We start from the raw sequence: 17,559 nt of genomic DNA, 5'->3' as shown, positions 1-17,559 counted from the left end.
GTGGCAGGCTGCCGACCATGTCAATGCCAGAAGCTGAGGCCGAGACGCATCCGGTAGCCGCGGCCTCCGATGGCGACGGACCGGGGCCGTTCGGCCGGTGGCTCCGGGCCGACCGGGTCCGTGCGGTCGCGGTCGCCCTCATCGTCGTGTCCGTCGCCTGGCGCGCCGGCCTCGCCACCCGTGGCTGGTTCTCCCAGGACGAGTTCGTCATCGCCGCTCAGGTCCTCGACACGCGGCTGGACGCGGACTATCTCCTACGCACCTTCAACAACCACCTCATGCCGGGCGGCCTGCTGGTGGCGTGGGCGATGGTGCGAGCGGCGGGCTTCGTCAGTTGGCCGTGGGTGCTGCTGCTGGCGGTTGGTCAGGCGGCGGTCGGCATAGCCCTCTACCGGTTGCTGCGTGACCTGCTCCGGCCGGGCTGGGGGTTGCTCATCCCGCTGTGCCTGTACATCTTCAGCCCGCTGACGCTGGAGGTGTCCTCGCTCTGGCTGGTCGGGCTGCTCGTGCTGCCGGTGCAGTTGGCCCTGGTCCTGGCGGTGGCTGCCCACGTCCGGTATGTGCGAACCGGCCGCCTGCGGCACCTCGTGGTGGTCGCCCTCTGGGTGGTGTTCGGCCTGCTCTTCGACACCAAGGCACTGCTCATCGTGCCGCTGCTGTTCCTGTTGAGCGTCTTCCTCTTCACGTCGGGCGGCGCGTGGCGCAGCCTGGTGACGGCGATCCGCCGGCACTGGCCGGCGTGGCTCGTGCTCAGCGTGCTCTCGGGGGCGTATCTGGCGTTCTATCTAACCCGCCCAGCTCGCGAACTGGACGAACCGACATCGGTCGGTCAGGTCCTCACCTTCCTCGGTGACCTGGTCGGCGACACCGTCGTGCCAGGTCTGCTCGGGGGCCCCTGGCGCTGGACGTACGCCGGCGACGGGCCTCCGCTCGTTAACCCGTATGACATCGCCAAGTGGCTGTCCTGGGCGGTGCTGGTGACGCTCATCGTGGTCACCGTCCGGCGGCGCCCGTCGGCCGGTCGGGCCTGGCTGCTGCTCGCGTGCTATCTCGGGCTGGTCGCCGCGCTCTTCGCCGTCACCCGGCTCGGCGGCCCGCTCGGCCCACTGGTCGGCGTCATCCCCCGGTACGTCGCCGACGTGGCGCTGGTCGCGGCGATCTGTGTCGGCGCGGCCCTGCTCGGGACGAAGGACGCCAACGAGGACGACGTGGCCGCGTGGCCGGTGCCCACGCTCCTGCGGGAACCGGGCGCCTTCGCGGTCGGCCTGGTCTCGATGATCGTCCTCCTGGCCACCATCGGGGTCGGCACCCTGTGGAGCACGGCCCGCTTCGGCGACAACTGGAGCACGAAGAACGGACGGGACTACCTCGCAACGGCGCAGGCCGAGCTGGCCGCCGCGCCGCCGGGCACGGTCTTCCTGGACTCCACCGTTCCGGACCGGGTCGTCGCGGGGTACTTCTGGCCGGACAACCTCCAGTCGCACTTCTTCCGCCCGGCGGACCGCCGGCCCACGTTCGTGACGCAGGCCGAGCAGCCGTCGATGTTCGACGAGAACGGCCGGATCCGTCCGGTCGTGGTCCAGGGACGGAAGGTCCTGCCCGGTCCGGTGCCCGACTGTGGGCATCTGGTGGAGAGCGGCCGACCCGCCCGGATCCCGCTGGACGGGTACCTGGAGGAGTGGCCGTACGTGGTGCACTTCGGCTACCTCAGCTCGGGCGACTCCACCGCCCTGGTCCGGCTCGGAGACGCCACCCAGGAGGTCACCCTGCGGCGAGGGCTGAACGAGGTGTTCTTCCTGCTGGAGGGTGCGGGGAGCGCCGTCGAGGTCGCCATCCAGGGCCCGGCAGTGGGGTTGTGCACCAATCTGCTCACCGTCGGCCGGGCGGTGCCGGCACCGTGAATGGTTGAGCGGCCCACTGGCGTCGACCCACCACTGAGCCGGCCGGCGCGGGACACGCTGCCGCTGTACGCCGTCGCGGCCGTCGTCACGGTGGTGGTGCTCGCCCCGCTCGCGGCACCCGGCTACGCGTTGCTGTACGACATGGTGTTCGTACCCCGCCAGCCGCTGAGCTGGGATCTCGTCGCCCCGGCGCAGAGCCTGCCCCGGGCGGTGCCGATGGACGCGCTGGTCTCGCTGGTCACCCAACTCGTCCCGGGCTGGTTGGTGCAGCGGCTGGCGCTCGGCGGGGCGATCCTCCTGGCCGCTGTCGGTGCCGGCCGGCTGGTGCCGACCGACCGGCGTGCGGTCCGGCTGTTCGCCGCGGTGGCGTACGCGTGGACGCCCTACCTCGCCGAGCGGCTGCTGATCGGCCAGTGGGGGCTGCTTGTCGCGTACGCCGCTCTGCCCTGGTTGGTGCGGGCGGCGCTGGACCTGCGGGCGGGGCGCGATGGCGCGCTCGCCCGGGTGGTGCTCGCCGCCGCGCCCGCCGCCATCACCCCGACCGGCGGGTTGATCGCGCTGGGCACGGTGATCCTGCTGGTTCCCGGCCGGACACGCCCGCGCCGATCGGCGCTCGCGGTGGCCGGTGTCGCGCTGCTCAATGCCCCCTGGGTGACCGCGGCCCTGGTCACCGGTGCCGGAGGTTCCTCCGACCCGGCCGGGGTGGCGGCGTTCGCGACGCGTGCCGAGAACTGGGCCGGCCCGCTGGTGGCGCTCGCGGGTACCGGCGGCATCTGGAACGCGCAGGCCACGCCCGCCAGTCGAGCCGCACCCCTGGTGCCGCTCGCGACCCTGGTGCTGCTGATCCTGGCCGGCGTCGGTGCCGGACTGCTGCGACGCCGGCTGCCCTCGGGCACGGCGGTGCGGCTGGCGGTGCTCGCCGGGACCGGCTACCTCCTGGCCGCCCTCGGGGTGCTCCCCGGCGGGGACACCGCGCTGCGCTGGGCGGTGGTGCACCTGCCGGGGGCGGGGCTGCTCCGCGATGGCCAGAAATTCCTGGCCCCGTACGCCTTGCTGCTGGTGGTGTGCGCGGCCCTGGGTGCCGAGCGGCTGGCGGCCCGAATCGACCGGGAGGTGGCGGGCGTGGTCCTGGTCGGCCTGCTGTTCCTGCCGGTGGCCGTGATGCCGGATCTCGCGTTCGGCGGCGCCGGTCGGGTTCGTCCGGTGAACTATCCGGCGGACTGGCGGTTGGTCGCCGAGCGGGTGGCCGACGAACCGGGTGAGACCCTCGCGCTGCCGCTGAGCGCCTACCGGGCGTACCCGTGGAACCCCGGCCGGGTCGTCCTGGACCCGGCGCCCCGCTACCTGCCGGGGACCGTGCTGACCGACGACACGCTCCGGGTCGGCGACACTGCGGTGGCCGGTGAGAATCCACGGCTCCGCGAGGTGCGCCGGGTGCTGGCCGACGGGCTGCCCGTCTCGGCCACCGGCGTGCGCTGGGTGGTGGTGCAGCACCACCTCCCCGGCGGCGTGGACCCGGCCGCGCTCGCCGATCTCCAGATCGTCCACGAGGGACCATTCCTGACGCTCTACCGCAATCCGGCCGCACCGCCCGAGCCGATCGCATCGGGGCACGCTCGGTGGGCCGTGGTGGCGGCGCTGGGTGCAGCCCTCCTGTTGTGCATGGCTGCCGTCTTTTCGGCGCTACACCGGCGGCCTACCGCGTGGTAACGTCCGCTCGCACGTCTCGCCATTGGAGGATTGGCATGCGTAGAACCCTGACCCTGGTCGCGTCCGGCCTGGTGGCGGCGTTGCTGGGGATCCTGGCCCTCGGCGGTCTCTCGGCCGCCGCGACCGCCACGGACGAAGAAGCTGCCACCGAGGCCCGGCAGGTCTCGGAAGCGGCCAAGCGGGCCGGAAAGCAGGACCCGTACGCCCCCGAGGTTTACGGCACCAGGTAGGACGGCTCGCCCCGCCGCGGTACCGGGCGGGGCGATTCCGCGCCCTCCAGCAGGGCCGCGAAGCGTCCACCCGCGACCTGCCAGGTGAAGCTTGCCGCGTGCTCCCGGGCTTCGGCGCCCATCTCTCGCCGTACCTCGTCCTCGTGCAGCAGCAGGCGCACCTTCGCCAGGTAGTCGTCGATGTCGTCGGCCAGCAGGCCGGTGCGCCCGTCGACGACCGCTTCGGCGACGCCGCCCGCTTCCCGGAACGCCACCGTGGGCGTACCCGCCGATCCCGCCTCCACGATCGTCAGACCCCAGCCCTCCTTGAGCGACGGGGTCAGTGCGACCCAGGCCGAGGCGAGCAGGGCGGCCTTCTCCTCCTCCGTCACGAAGCCCCGGAAGTCCACCCGCTCGGCGATGTCCAGCTCTGCGGCGAGTGCGCGCAGGTGCGGCTCCCACCAACCCTGGCCGGCGACGACCAGCCGCAGTTGTGGCAGGTCGTCGGTCAGGGCAGCGACAGCCCGCAGCGCCACCTCCACCCGCTTGTGCGGCACCAGCCGGCCCAGCGTCACGAGCAGTGGGAACGGCGACCGTTCGGCGTCGGTGCGGGGCAACTCCGGTGTGCCGTTGTGCACGACCGCGCACTGCTCCGGCGGTACGCCGAGCGTGGCCAGTTCCCTCCGGGTGGCCTCGGAGACGGTGACGTACCGGCACCGGCGGTAGAGGCGTACGGCGAGCGACGACTCGACCCACCAGCCGAACCGGGCGGCCCACTGCGGGAGGACCACCGGCCACTGCTCGCGGTGCACGTGGTGGATCAGCCGGACCACCGGCCGTCGTGCCCACAGCGGAGCGAGGAACGGCAGGCCGTTGCAGACGTCGACCAGGACGTCGGGTCGGCCGCCCCGCCGTGCCGCCAAAGGGCCCAGGCCCAGCGCGCCGGCGATGTAGCAGAGCGCCGCCCAGAGGTAGACGGTGTGCCGGCCGCCGCGTCGCACCAGCCGTACGCCCGCCTCGTTGACCTCGTCAGCGGGTGCCTGGCTGTGGGCGGCGCAGAACAGGGTGGCGCGGAAACCGCGTGCCACGAGCTCGGCGGCGATGCGTTCCACGTACACCTCGGACCCGCCACCCTCGGGGTTGCGGGTGTCCCGCCAGTTGAGAAACAGCACGTGTCCTGGCACGTCGACGCAACGCTGCACGCGAACCCTACTCTCAAGTAATTTAGGGACGCGCGTCACACTAGGGGCTGAGAGTCGCGGCCGGCAATCCCCGAGGGGGCCAGCACTGGTCAGCGTGAGGTGCCGACCGTCGGTGCCGGAGTGCCGGTTTCGACTGCGGGCGGCAGAGCGCCCGGGGCGGCGGCGGCGACGGACACCGGCCCTCGCCCGCGCGGGCGAGGGCCCCGCTGCGAGCCGAGCAGCTGGATGGGTCGCTCGATGCCGTAGTAGCTGGCCGCGGCGTACGCCAGACCGAAGAGCATGGTGAGGGCGAAGGTGCTGAGCAGCCCGCCGGTGAACAGCGGCCGGTCGCTCAGCAGGTAGATGAGTTCCAGGACCAGCGGGTGCCACAGGAAAAGGCCGTAGGAAACCACGCCGAGCCACCGGGCGGGACCGCTACTGAGTGCCTCCTTGACTCGGGACGGACCACCGAACGCCACCGGAATCAGGATCAGCACCGCGACCGCGAGGTACAGGGTCAGCTTGACGGAGAACTCGGCGGCTGTCGGTCCGGTGAGGTCGCGGGGGCCGGCGACGGGCGTCGTCGCGATCGCCAGCAGGCCGACGGCCGCTCCCCAGCAGGCGAGCGGCGCCGAGGCGAGGTCGTCCAGCACGCGGAAGGCGGCGGGCGCGGTCCCGGTCCGCAGCGCGACGTGCGCCGCCCCCAGGGCCATGCCCGCGCCGAACCAGCCCCCGTACGAGGGGAACCACATGGTGTGCACGGACGTGTCGAGCACGCCGATCGCCATCAGGGCGAGCCAGCCCGCGGTCAACAACACTCCCGCGCTGGCAATCACGACGGTCCGGACGGGACGCCATGACCGCCCCACGGCGAGGACGGCGACCAGCGGCAGGATCAGGTAGAACACGACCTCGGTGGCGAGGCTCCAGGTCTGGCTGAGCCCGTAGCGCAGGTGACCGGCGTCGTAGATCTGGGTGAAGGTGAGGTGCCGGATCCAGTCACCGGCGGACGCCGGCCGGTTCTGCGGCAGGACGATCAGGCAGACCACCACCGCCAGCCAGTAGGCCGGCAGGATCCGCAGACCCCGTCGCCAGAGATACCGCGCGGTACGTGGCCGGGGCCGGCCCGTCGCGGCGTTGAGGGCCCACGGCCGGAACAGCAGGAATCCCGAGAGCACGAAGAAGATGGCGACGCCGACGTCCAGCCGAGCGAGCCAGCCGCCCCACTGGGCGTTCATTGTGACGGCGGTCTGGAATCCGACGTGGTGACCGACGACCGCCATGGCGCCGATCGCACGCAGTGCGTCGAGCGCGGGGAGCCGGCCGGTGACCGAAGGCTCCGACGCGTTTGGCGCGGCGGCTGTGGACATCTGGACATCCAGGGGGTCGCTTTGAAGGTGACCGGGGAGTAACCTCCCGCCATGTTAAGGATCGGGTGCCCCGGACAACAGGTCGTAGGGCGGCAGGTTACAGGAGGATGAGTGAAGCTTCGCGTGGGCGCCGCGCTCTTCGGGCTCGGTGTCTTATTGCTGGTCTTCGCGGCCGGGCTGCCGTTTTACGTGGCCCCCGCCGTGACCAAGCTGCCCTATGACCTCGAACCGACGACGTCCATCGCCGAGGCGAAGAACGCCAGGTTCCTGAAGATCACCGCCAGCGGAAGCTCGGTGAGCATCGAGGTCCCGCAGGCCACCCTGCTGTCCAACGTGGAGGTCATTCCGCAGCCGGACGACACGAAGGACCGGCTGCCGAAGGAGCTCACGGGCGACGCGGTGATCTGGGACGTCTACCAGACGGTCAGGCGTGCCGACAACGAGGATGTGGTCAGCCAGTACAGCACCGAGCTCGCCCTCTACCGGATCTCCGGAGCCGCCGCCCCGTGGAAGGACCAGTGGCTCAACGAGACCGGGGCAGGTGAGACCCCGGTCGGCAACGTGAGTTACTCCGGCCAGATCTACAAGTTCCCGTTCGGCACCGGAAAGCGGGACTATCAGGTCTTCGACCGTGACCTGAAACGGGCACTCCCGGCGAAGTTCACCGGTACCGAAAACATCAAGGGCGTCGAGGCGTACCGCTTCGAGCAGCGGATCGAGAACGAGGCGCTGACCACCCCGGAGAGCAGCCTCCAGACGCTGATCGGCAAGTTCGCTCCCGGCGCCACGAGCGGCCAGATCGTCTACAGCAACACCCGGACGCTCTGGGTCGACCCGGTGACCGGCTCCTACCTGAACGTTCGGGAGCAGCAGCGCAAGGAGTTGCGCCCGAACACCGGCACCCCCACGGTGCTGCTGGACGCGGACTTCAACTACACCGACGAGACGGTCAGCAACAGTGTTAAGACGGCCAAGGACAACCGTTTCAAGATCGGCCTGATCAGTCTCTGGGGCCCGATCGCCGCCGGTGTCCTCGGCCTGATCGCTCTCGTCGCCGGCGCCTGGCTGGTGACGCGGGCCAACGGTGCCAGCGCTCGGCACCGCGCCGACGCGGCAGCCGCCGCGTCGGCTGCGGCACCCGCCGCCGACCCGGCCCAGACCCGGGTGGACCAGGAACCGGTACGTGACACGGAGACCGTCGAGCAGTCCAGGACCGAGCCCGCGGGCGGTCCGCTGACCGACGAGATCCCGCCGGCTTCGACGAACTGGAAGTCCGAGGATCCGACGGTGCCGACCCAACGCCCGGCGTCGGGCGAGGTGGAGCAGCGCTGACGGGTACGACAGGAAGCACTACTGAGGGGTGGACCGTGATGCGGTCCACCCCTCAGTCGTACAGCGCCACCTGCCCCCGGGTGGGTCGGCCAGAGCGTGTTGTGAAAGTGCTCGTCACAGCTACTCGTGGGGGCTGTGACCAGCACGATCGCCTCTGGCCGACAAGTGGCCGGTCAGCGCACCAGCAGGTCGATTACGCCCGTCAGGTCCTCCTCGCCGCTGCCCTCGGCCAGGCGGCGGCGCATCAGCTCGAAGTAGGGGCTGAGCAGTTCCGGGCTGACCCCCTGCTGTTCGGCGGTGCTCAGCAAGGTCGGCGTGCCGGCCACCTGCATGGCGAGATTGGAGACGACACCCTTGGTGTAGTCGCCGCTGCGCAGCTGGTCGGCGGTCTGGTGAACTGCCGGGGCCATCGCGACGAGCCAGTCGGCGAGCAGTGGGGCCAGCGACGCGGGGTCGATGTCCTCCTTGCGGATCAGGGCGAAGGCGTGCGCTGCCCCGGCGAACATCCCGTACATGGCGCTGAGCAGCGCCACGTCGTGCAGGGCCGCGAAGCCCGCGTCCTGGCCGACGTAGGTAGTGCCGGCCGGGACGCCCAGCGTCTCCTGGTGCCGCTCGAACAGCTCCCGCGCGCCGCTGTAGAAGACGTAGCCGCCGGCCTCCGGGACGCCGATCATCGGAGGGACAGCCATGATTCCGCCGTCCAGGTAGCGGGCGCCGCGCTCGCGGGCCCACTCGGCGCGGGCGCGGGAGCGGGCAGGGGTGCTAGTGGTCAGATTGACCAGATCCTTGTCGGTCAGGTCGGTGCCGGCCAGCACCTCATCGACCGAGGCGTCGTCCAATAGACAAACGACGACCAGGGTGTTCGCTGCGACGGCCTCAGCGGCGCTGTCGGCGACCCTCGCTCCCTCGGCGGAGAGCGCCGAGGCGCGGGCCGGGGTGCGGTTCCAGACGGTGAGCGGGTGACCGGCGGCAAGCCAGGTACGGGCCAGCGCCGTGCCCATCGCGCCGAGGCCCAGCAGCGTGACGGGAGTCTTCTCAACAGTGTTCTGTGCCATGCCGATTAGGCTGGCCGCAGGTCCGGAGGTGATCAAGTACGCACTTCGGAGTGGGTAGTTACCCCGGGGTGAGCGAGCACGTCGGAAGAGTGGGGCATGACGACACTGAACCGGCCGGGCGCACCAGACGGACACGTCTGCGGGATCGACACCGCGATGGAGGTGATCGGCGGCAAGTGGAAGGTGCTGATCCTCTGGGCACTCCACGAGCACCCCTACCGCCGCTTCGGCGAGCTGCGTCGACTGCTGCCGGGGATCACCGAGAAGGTACTGGCTTCTCACCTACGTGAGATGGAAGCCGACGGCGTCGTGCGCCGCGTCTCCTACGACGAGGTGCCACCGCGCGTCGAGTACTCGCTGACCGAGGACGGCGTGCGCCTCAACGACGCACTTGAGCCGCTGGCCGCCTGGGGACGCGAGCGGCCGATCGCTTGAGGGCTGGAGGGGAAGGCGGGCTAGGGCGTTTGATGGAAGTGCTGGTCACAGCCACTCGTTGAGGACTGCGACCAGCACGGTTGCCTCGTAGCGGACGGCAAGCTTGTCGTATCTCGTGGCCACAGCCCGGTGGCGCTTGAGGTTCCAGCCGGACCCACTGGCCGATCGTCAGGTCACCACGTCCCGCGGGCCGTAACGCTCAAGATCTACTTTCGCAACAGACCCTAGCCACGGCGTATCACATACCGCGTCCAGACCCAGTCGTCGCTGTACGGCAGATCGCGCCACTGCCCGACGATCTCCCCGTCGTGCGCGGCCATCAGCCGCACCACGTCGGCGTGCGGTACGACCGTCATCTTCATCGGCGCCGGATAATTGAGCAGGTGGCGCTGTGCCCAGCTGATCAGGGGGAAGGGCGCCACCTGCCAGATGATGCCCCTGGGCGTACGCGCCAGCTCGGTTGGCAACCCCACGACGGCGACGGCGCCTGGCCGCAGCACGCGCAGGAACTCGGCCAGATAGTGGTCGATGGCGGGGCGCGGCAGGTGCTGCAACACCAGGGCGCTGTAGACCAGGTCGAAGTGGCCGTCGGGGAAATGGCTCAGGTCCGGCGCGTCGTTGAGGACGAACCTGATGTTCCCGGCGCTCCGGTCCAGTCGTCGGGCGGTCTCCAGCATGGGCGGAGCGATGTCCACACCGACGACCTCGTCCGCGTACGGAGCGAGCGCCTGCGACAGCCGCCCAACGCCGCAGCCGAAGTCGAGCACTCGCTCCCAGCGGGTGGGCAGGCCGAACTGGCGAAGCCAGCCTGTCGTCTCCTCGACGTCGGCGCGGCCGGTGGCCAGGAACTCCTCGACGTCCCACCGTCCGCCGCGCTTGCCGGGCTGAACAAGTACGGCCCAGAGTGGATCTTCAGCTCCCAGCTTGGTCCAGTCGCGCCGCACGTCGTTCAGATTCACGCCGAAACCCTAGGGCACCCGGGCATTCGCCACGGCCCGCCTGTTGTCCGGTCGGCTGGATGCGGGCGAGCGGCGGCGAGCCGAAGGTCCTCCACGACCGGCGCTACTTTACATCCGTTACCTAATTGTAATTGGTCGATGCTCTGCCACTCTCTGTTGTTGCGCCACAGGCTCCTGATGTATTTATCGCCGTATGGGGCTTCTGTCCGTACGGCAAGTTCCACGTTTCGTGACGGCGCCATGCTCCTGAGTCGCCCTCGTGTTACCGCTGGGTAATCGAGGGGTTGTGAGCCACGCCGCAACGGGTGCACGATCAGGCTCGATCGTTACCCGCCGGTAACAGATGACGGGCCCGGTGCGGGGCCGCCAGTTCGGGACCGGCCACCTGAGGAGGAACCCGTGCAGGATCGGTTTGACAATCAGGGTCGTACCCGGTGGCGTCGGTTCGCCGCCATGGCGGTGCCCGCCACAGCCGCCGTCGGCGCCATCCTGTTCGGCATGTCGACCGGCGCCATCGCGTCCGACGTCACCGTCTCCGGGCAGACGTTCAAGATCGGCGCGGACCGCCTCGAGGGCGACGGCTTCAAGCAGTACGGCGGCATCGTCCGGGAGAAGGGCGAGGACGGCAAGGTCCACCCGATCGCCCTCGCCGAGATCAGCAGCGCCGAGCTGTACAGCCTCTGCCAGTCCGTCCGCTCCGACCTGCCCGGCCTGCCGGTGGTGCTCACCATCAACGCCGGTGAGGGCAAGGAGCCCGCTCGGGCCAAGGACCTGCTGATTGCGATGGACTCGCTCGACGGCAACGCGACGTTCACCAACATCAAGATTGGCCGGGACGCGACCGACCTGAACGCGACGGCGCAGAAGGGTTCGTTCGGTCAGAACTCCGACCACGTCACCATCACCAACCTCCAGCAGGTGTCCCGGTACACCACGGCGGCCACCTTCAACCTGGTCGGCCTCCGGTTGAAGGTCAACGTGGGCGACGACGCCAAGGGCAAGGAGTGCTTCTGAGGTGAGTCGTGGCCCGCGGTGGCAGACCAGCGCGGGCCACGACCCTGTCCCCGACCCCGCTCCGCCAGGAGGAGTACGTGACAACCGCCAACCCGTCCCACGCCCGGCCCGGCGGTACGGCCCAGGTGTGGCGGACCTTCCGCCGCTGGCAGCGGAGCCGACCGTTCTGGGGTGGCCTCCTCACCGCCCTGGCCGGGGTGGAGATGTTCGCCTCCACCCGGATGACGCTCAACGGCCTGAGCTTCTCCAGTGGAGCTACCGGCCTGCTCTCGCTGCTGATCCCGGCGATCCTGGTGACCTGCGGCCTGCTGCTCTGGCTCAGCCCGGCACAGCGGCTGTTCTACTCGGTTGTCGCGGCGGTCACCGCGGTCTACTCGCTGATCGGGCTCAACCTCGGCGGCTTCTTCGTCGGCCTGCTGCTCGGCATCGTGGGCAGCGCGCTCGCCTTCGCCTGGACGCCGATCCGACCCGCGCCGACCGCCGCTGAACTGTCCGACGCCGAACTGTCCGACGCGGAGCAGGCCGATGAGGATCAGCCCCACGCGGAGCAGCACGGAACCGAGGAGCAGCACGGAACCGAACAGCACCGAACCGAGCCGGACGGAGCCGAGCAGGCGGGAACCGACCAGGCCGGCGTCGAGCGGGTCGACACGGAACGGGTCGACACGGAGCGGATCGAATCGGAGCCGGCCGGCGCGGTCGACGAACGGGTGGGTCACCCGGCGGGCGGCGCGACCGACGCGGGCGCACCGCCCGAGTGGCCGGGACGTTCCGCTGATCCGCGGGCGTTCGGAGTCGCCCTGGTGGTGCTCGGCCTCGCCGCGGCCGGACTGGCCACCCAGCCCCGGGCGGTGCAGGCCGCCCCGAACCGGCCCACCGTGACCGCCTGTCCGACCCCGCCCCGGGTCGTCACTCCGACTCCCAGTCCCAGTGCGCCCACCTCGACGCCGACGGCGAGCCCGAGCCCGACGCGGAGCGGCAACGTGATCACCGACATTTTGGACGGGATCGGTGACCTGCTCACCGGTGGCCGCCGCAAGGAGACCGCGACGCCGTCGGCGAGCCCGACCGCCACGCCCTCGGCGCAGCCGACCAGCACTCCGACGCCCCGCCCCGGATCCGCCGCCTGCCCGTCCCCGACGCGGCCGGGCAGTCCGGGCACGGTGGCACCGGGCAAGGCGGAGCCGGGCAAGCCGTTGCCGCGCATCGCCGCCGACCCGACCCTGCCGAAGGTGGCCCAGATGCCGTCCAAGCTCACCGGCTCCAAGGTCACCATGACCGGGCTGCGGTTCGACGGGACCACCGAGCTGCAGACCGAGAAGGGCCACCTCAAGGTGCTGAAGTTCAGCATGCGGGAGGCGGTGACCGACGACTTCCTGCTCCGCGCGGACGGCCCCGACGGGCGCAACCAGCTGTACAAGACCGACCGGCTGACCGTCCGTGGTGACGTGGCCTTCTACTCCACCCGGTTCGTCGGGAAGCTGCTCGGCATCAAGATCACTCTGACCCCGGATCTGCCCTTGCCGGACGGCATCCCGGTCACCCTGCCGATCTCGATCACGTTCACCGACCCCGTCATGGACCTGGCGTACGTCACCAGCGACACCCTGACCGCCCGGCCGTCGTTGGCACTGACCCTCGGCTGAGCGGCGCACCCGTCATCACGGCTCCGGGTGCCAGCGGGCTTGTCGTACCGCCGGCACCCGGAGCCGTCAGCGGCTCAGAGCCGGGCCAGCGCCTGGCGCAGCGGGTCGAGGCCCAGCGCACCCAGATCCAACGCCTGCCGGTGGAACTCCCGCAGGTCGAAGTCGGCGCCCTTGCGGGCCTTGGCGTCCTCGCGGGCCTGGAGCCAGATCCGCTCACCGACCTTGTACGACGGGGCCTGCCCCGGCCAACCCAGGTAGCGGTTCAGCTCGAACCGCAGGTTCTCGTCCGGCACCCGGCAGTGCGCCCGCATGAACTCCCAGCCCAGCTCGGGCGTCCACCGCTCGCCGGGGTGGAAGCCGAACGGGTTGTCCTTCGGGATCTCCAGCTCCAGGTGCATGCCGATGTCGACGATCACCCGCGCCGCGCGCATCGCCTGGCCGTCGAGCATGCCCAGCTTGTCGCCCGGGTCCTCCAGGTAGCCCAGCTCGTCCATCAGCCGCTCCGAGTAGAGCGCCCAGCCCTCGCCGTGCCCGGAGACCCAGCAGAGCAGCCGCTGCCAGCGGTTGAGCAGGTCGGCCCGGACCGCGGTCTGCGCCACCTGAAGGTGGTGACCCGGCACGCCCTCGTGGTAGACCGTGGTCACCTCCCGCCAGGTGGAGAAGTCGGTGATGCCCTGGGGCACCGCCCACCACATCCGGCCCGGGCGGGAGAAGTCCTCGCTCGGCCCGGTGTAGTAGATGGCGCCGTCGCTGGTCGGGGCGAGGCAGCACTCGATCCGGCGGACCTGCTCCGGGATGTCGAAGTGGGTGCCGTGCAGCTCGCTGATCGCCTTGTCGGCGAGCGCCTGCATCCAGTCCCGGAATGCCTCCTTGCCCTGGATGGTCCGCGCCGGGTCGGCGTCCAGGGCGCGTACGGCGTCGTCGACGCTGGCACCGGAACCCGCGATGCGCCCGGCGACGACGCGCATCTCCGCCTCCAGGCGGGCCAGCTCCGCGAAGCCCCAGGCGTACGTCTCGTCCAGGTCGATCTTCGCGCCGAGGAAGTACTGCGAGGCGAGTTCGTAGCGCTCCCGGCCGGCGGCCTGCTTGTCCCGCCCGTGCGGGGCCAACTCGCTACGGAGGAACTGGCCGAACTCCGCGGTCGCCGCGGTGGCCGCCGCCGCGCCCCGGCGTAGCTCCGCGCCGAGCGTGCCGTCCACGCCCAGCCGCTCGATCAGCCCGTGGAAGAAGTTGTCCCCGGTTGGGTCGACCCAGATGTCGCACTGCTTTGCCACCTCGATCAGCTGCACCTTCGAGCTGACCTGGCCGGCGGCGACCGCCTCGCGCAGCGTGGTCTTGTAGCCCTCCAACGCACTGGGGAAGCCGTTGAGTCGGGCCGCGATGTTGGCCTGCTCGTCGGCCGTCGCGGTCGGCATCAGGTCGAACACCATGCGGATGTCGTGCAGCCCGCTGGCGATCACGTTGACCTCGCTGGTCGCCTCGCCGGCGTCGTACCGGGCCAGGTCCAGGCCGAGCCGTTCCTGCATGGCCTCCTTGGCGGTGCGCTCCGCCTCGGTGGCCGGCTCGGTCACGTCGAGCTCGGTGAGCGTCCGGCGGGTCAGGTCCGCGCGCGCCTGGTAGCCCTCGGGTGACAGGTCGTCGAGTTGGTCGTCGTGGCCGGCGATGCCGACATAGGTCGCGCCGGTTGGGCTCAACGGCGCCCACTCGGCCACGTAACGGTTGGCGAGTTCATCAATTCGTCCCACGCTGCGACCCTACGTGACCGACCCGCCCTGGTGTCGATGACGTTTGTCGTGTTCAGCCAGCAGGCGCGGCAGCACAGTGGTGGCCGCCACGGTGTCCGAAAGTCGCGGGACTTTGTCGTACGACTCCGGCAGAGTGTCAGGGGTGACCGCCGATATCACTCCTGACAAGGCGCCGCTGCGCACCTGGCTGCCGGGATTCGTCGCCCTCGCCGCGATCTGGGGTTCCAGCTTCCTGTTCATCAAGGTCGGCGTGGCGGAGCTGCACCCCGTCCAGCTCACCCTCTACCGGGTCGTCGCCGGCGCGCTGACCCTGCTGGTGGTCCTCGCCGTGTTGCGCGACCGGCTGCCCCGCGAGCCCCGGGTCTGGGCACACCTGAGCGTCGTCGCCGCGTTCGGCGTGGCCGTGCCGTTCACCCTCTTCGGCTACGGCGAGCAGCGCGTCGAGTCGATGCTGGCCGGCATCTGGAACGCCACCACGCCGCTGATCGTGCTGCCGCTGGCGGTGCTGGTCTTCCGCACCGAGCGGCTGACCGTGCGCCGCGCGGTCGGGCTCGGGCTGGGTTTCCTCGGCGTGCTCGTGGTGCTCGGGGTCTGGGAGGGGATCGGCGGGGCGCACTTCGTCGGGCAGTTGATGTGCTTCGGCGCGGCCGCCTGCTACGGCGTCGCCATCCCGTACCAGAAGCGGTTCGTCGCGGCCAGCGCGCACTCCGGCCTGTCGCTCTCCGCGGCACAGTTGCTGATCGCCGCCTTGCAACTGGCCATCGTCACCCCGTTCGTGGCGGGCGCGCCGCCCCTGCCTACCGACCTTTCGCCGAAGGTGGTGGCCAGCGTGCTGACTCTCGGTGCGCTCGGCACCGGGCTCGCCTTCGTCATCAACATGCGCAACATCCGGGTGGCCGGTGCGAGCACCGCCTCCACCGTCACCTACCTGATCCCGATCTTCGCGGTGCTGATCGGGGCCGTGGCACTCGACGAGCGGCTCAACTGGCACCAGCCGGTCGGCGCCCTCATCGTGCTGTTGGGGGTCGCGGTCTCGCAGGGCGTGTTCGGTCGGCGTCGACCCCGGCCGGTGGTCGGCGTCGGCGCTCCCGCCGCGCCCGCTGCGGAGCCGGCCAGCCGCTGAGGTTCCGCCGGGTGTGGCTCAGGACCGCTCGCCGGTCCAGGCCACCAACTGTTCCGCCGACCAGGTGTTGACCACCCGGTCGGCGGGGACGCCGCAGCGGGCGGCCCGCTCGCAGCCGAACCGCTGCCAGTCGAGCTGGCCAGGCGCGTGCGCGTCCGTGTTGATCGCGAACCGGCAGCCGGCCTCCAGGGCACGGCGGATCAGCCGCTTCGGTGGGTCCTGCCGCTCCGGTCGGGAGTTGATCTCGACGGCGGTGTCGTGCTCCGCGCAGGCGGCGAAGACCGCGTCCGCGTCGAAGTCGCTCTCCGCCCTGGTCCGAACCCGGTGCGCCCGGTCGCCGGGACCGGTCACCCCGGCGGGGCGGGACGACACCATCCGGCCGGTGCAGTGCCCGAGGATGTCCAGGTGCGGGTTGGCGACCGCGGTCAGCATCCGCCGGGTCATCTTCGCCCGCTCGTCGTTCAGGCCGCTGTGCACCGAGCCGACCACCACGTCCAGCCGGGCCAGCAGCTCCTCGTCCTGGTCCAGCGAGCCGTCGGCGAGGATGTCCACCTCGATCCCGGTCAGGATCCGAAAACCCTCCGGCAGCGCCGCGTTGACCTTCGCCACATGGTCGAGCTGGCTGGGCAGCCGGTCGGCAGTCAGCCCGCGGGCCACCTTCAGCCGGGGCGAGTGGTCGGTCAGCACCAGGTACTCGTGGCCCATCTCGACCGCGGCCAGCGCCATCTCCTCGATCGGCGAGCCGCCGTCGGACCAGTCCGAGTGGGTGTGACAGTCGCCGCGCAGGGCGGTGCGCAGCGCCGTCGCCTCGGCGTCCAGGTCACTGCCCTCGGTCGCCACCAGCCGGCGTAGGTAGACCGGCTCCTCGCCGGCCAGCGACTCCGCCACGCAGCGGGCCGTGACGTCACCGACCCCGGCCAGTTCGGTGAGCGTGCCGTTGCCGGCCCGCTCGGCCACCTCGGCCGCCGGCAGGCCGGCCAGCGCCTTCGCCGCCGACCGGAAGGCCCGCACCCGGTAGGTGGCCTCGTTCGCCCGCTCCAGCAGGAAAGCGATCCGGCGCAGGTCGGCGATGGGGTCCCGGGCCTTCATCCCACCGAACCTAGTCGGTACGGGGTCCGTCAGGGAGCCTTCGGACAGCCGTGTTTGCGCTGCCACGCGGTCACCTCGGCGGCCGGCTCGCGATTGCCACCGCGCCGCCAGGAGTCCAGGTAGCGCGCCGGCCACAAGACCCCACGCCGGATCCACCAGCCGTCCTTGCCGGTACACGGCGGCGAGATGCCGAAGTGCACGTGGCAGACGTTGTTCGCGTTGCCGGTGCGGCCCACCTTGCCGAGCTGCTGCCCGGCACGGACCCGGACCCCGGCGTCGATGCCGGTGGCCACGACGCTCAGGTGCGAGCCGTAGTAGCGCACCCCGTCGTCGCCGAGCAGGGCGACCGACAGACCCCCGTTGTCCGGACCCTGCGGCCCGCGCTTGTCGTACTGGTCGGTGCGACTCGCCTCCAGCACCGTCCCGTCGGTCACCGCCACGAACGGCTCACCACAGTCGGCGAAGAGGTCCGTCGCCGGGTATGCCCCGTGCGTCGGGTGATAGGCGACGTCGTCGGCGCGTACCGGGAAGACGTGCCGCAGCCCGACGCGGGGTGCCGTCGCCGACGGCCCGGCCGGGGACGGCGCCGGGGCGGCCGGGCCGGTCGCCGTTGGCGTCGCCCCCGGCTGGTCGCCGGTGGCCCAGACCGCCGGCGTCGTCGGCGCGCCGCCGTCCGGTGGCACCCCCGGCCGGGTGGTCGCGCAGCCGGCGGCCAGCACCGGGGCGAGCAGCAGCAGGATCGGGTACGCCGGACGCGCGCGGCGGATCGTCGGCGAGGGCATCCGGTCAT

The 17,559-nt window shown here is 71.1% G+C and carries 14 protein-coding genes and 1 pseudogene; 8 read left to right on the top strand and 7 right to left on the bottom strand.

The window, feature by feature from the left end:
- Positions 1-17: 17 nt before the first annotated feature.
- Genes ABZV00_RS27065 through ABZV00_RS27055 form a run of 3 tightly spaced genes read left to right on the top strand, consistent with a single transcriptional unit; the run spans position 18 to position 3,841 of the window.
- Positions 18-1,901, top strand: a complete 1,884-nt coding sequence (locus ABZV00_RS27065) for a hypothetical protein (protein ID WP_355610903.1) — start codon at positions 18-20, stop codon at positions 1,899-1,901.
- Positions 1,902-3,611: a hypothetical protein gene (locus ABZV00_RS27060; RefSeq protein ID WP_355610900.1), complete on the top strand. Its 1,710-nt coding sequence runs from the start codon at positions 1,902-1,904 to the stop codon at positions 3,609-3,611. It begins immediately after the preceding gene.
- A 35-nt stretch (positions 3,612-3,646) separates the two neighbouring features.
- Positions 3,647-3,841, top strand: coding sequence for a hypothetical protein (locus ABZV00_RS27055; RefSeq protein WP_355610897.1), 195 nt, complete (start codon positions 3,647-3,649; stop codon positions 3,839-3,841).
- Here ABZV00_RS27055 and ABZV00_RS27050 read toward each other — a convergent pair.
- Both ABZV00_RS27050 and ABZV00_RS27045 read right to left on the bottom strand, forming a co-directional pair.
- A complete protein-coding gene (locus tag ABZV00_RS27050; protein WP_355610894.1) occupies positions 3,826-5,022 on the bottom strand; it encodes a glycosyltransferase family 4 protein in 1,197 nt (398 codons plus the stop codon). The two genes, ABZV00_RS27055 and ABZV00_RS27050, sit on opposite strands and share 16 nt — an antisense overlap.
- 89 nt (positions 5,023-5,111) lie before the next feature.
- On the bottom strand, positions 5,112-6,371 hold the full coding sequence (locus ABZV00_RS27045; protein WP_355610891.1) for an acyltransferase: 1,260 nt from the start codon (positions 6,369-6,371) through the stop codon (positions 5,112-5,114).
- A gap of 111 nt (positions 6,372-6,482) precedes the next feature.
- Here ABZV00_RS27045 and ABZV00_RS27040 point away from each other — a divergent pair, with 111 nt between their 5' ends.
- A complete protein-coding gene (locus tag ABZV00_RS27040; RefSeq protein WP_355610888.1) occupies positions 6,483-7,703 on the top strand; it encodes a DUF3068 domain-containing protein in 1,221 nt (406 codons plus the stop codon).
- 173 nt (positions 7,704-7,876) lie between these two features.
- Here ABZV00_RS27040 and ABZV00_RS27035 read toward each other — a convergent pair whose 3' ends face one another.
- Positions 7,877-8,758 (bottom strand): NAD(P)-binding domain-containing protein, encoded by an 882-nt coding sequence (locus ABZV00_RS27035; RefSeq protein ID WP_355610885.1) that lies wholly within the window; start codon positions 8,756-8,758, stop codon positions 7,877-7,879.
- A 96-nt stretch (positions 8,759-8,854) separates the two neighbouring features.
- Here ABZV00_RS27035 and ABZV00_RS27030 point away from each other — a divergent pair, with 96 nt between their 5' ends.
- The gene (locus ABZV00_RS27030; RefSeq protein WP_355610882.1) at positions 8,855-9,193 is read left to right on the top strand and encodes a helix-turn-helix domain-containing protein; all 339 of its coding nucleotides are present in this window, start codon (positions 8,855-8,857) and stop codon (positions 9,191-9,193) included.
- Positions 9,194-9,417: 224 nt separating this feature from the next.
- On the opposite strand, the gene ABZV00_RS27025 is transcribed toward ABZV00_RS27030, so the two are convergent.
- Positions 9,418-10,152, bottom strand: coding sequence for a class I SAM-dependent methyltransferase (locus ABZV00_RS27025; protein WP_355610879.1), 735 nt, complete (start codon positions 10,150-10,152; stop codon positions 9,418-9,420).
- Positions 10,153-10,551: 399 nt separating this feature from the next.
- On the opposite strand from ABZV00_RS27025, the gene ABZV00_RS27020 reads away from it, so the two are divergent.
- Entirely contained in the window at positions 10,552-11,166 is a 615-nt protein-coding gene (locus tag ABZV00_RS27020; protein ID WP_355610876.1) for a DUF6230 family protein, read from the top strand.
- 77 nt (positions 11,167-11,243) lie between these two features.
- Positions 11,244-12,812, top strand: coding sequence for a DUF6114 domain-containing protein (locus tag ABZV00_RS27015; RefSeq protein WP_355610873.1), 1,569 nt, complete (start codon positions 11,244-11,246; stop codon positions 12,810-12,812).
- A gap of 74 nt (positions 12,813-12,886) precedes the next feature.
- On the opposite strand, the gene ABZV00_RS27010 is transcribed toward ABZV00_RS27015, so the two are convergent.
- Positions 12,887-14,557 (bottom strand): DUF885 domain-containing protein, encoded by a 1,671-nt coding sequence (locus ABZV00_RS27010; RefSeq protein ID WP_355610870.1) that lies wholly within the window; start codon positions 14,555-14,557, stop codon positions 12,887-12,889.
- 142 nt (positions 14,558-14,699) lie between these two features.
- On the opposite strand from ABZV00_RS27010, the pseudogene ABZV00_RS27005 reads away from it, so the two are divergent.
- Positions 14,700-15,816 (top strand): annotated as a pseudogene (locus ABZV00_RS27005) (DMT family transporter); the annotation flags it as partial.
- On the opposite strand, the gene ABZV00_RS27000 reads toward ABZV00_RS27005, so the two are convergent.
- A complete protein-coding gene (locus tag ABZV00_RS27000; protein WP_355610867.1) occupies positions 15,699-16,769 on the bottom strand; it encodes a PHP domain-containing protein in 1,071 nt (356 codons plus the stop codon). The pseudogene ABZV00_RS27005 and the gene ABZV00_RS27000 overlap by 118 nt on opposite strands.
- A gap of 29 nt (positions 16,770-16,798) precedes the next feature.
- Positions 16,799-17,551, bottom strand: a complete 753-nt coding sequence (locus ABZV00_RS26995; protein ID WP_355610864.1) for a M23 family metallopeptidase — start codon at positions 17,549-17,551, stop codon at positions 16,799-16,801.
- Between the last annotated feature and the right edge of the window lie 8 nt (positions 17,552-17,559).

Origin of the sequence: Micromonospora sp. NPDC005173 (genome assembly GCF_040608515.1) — a bacterium.
Lineage (GTDB): Bacteria > Actinomycetota > Actinomycetes > Mycobacteriales > Micromonosporaceae > Micromonospora.
Note: the sequence above shows the minus strand (reverse complement) of the source record. Positions and strands in the feature narration are given on the sequence as shown.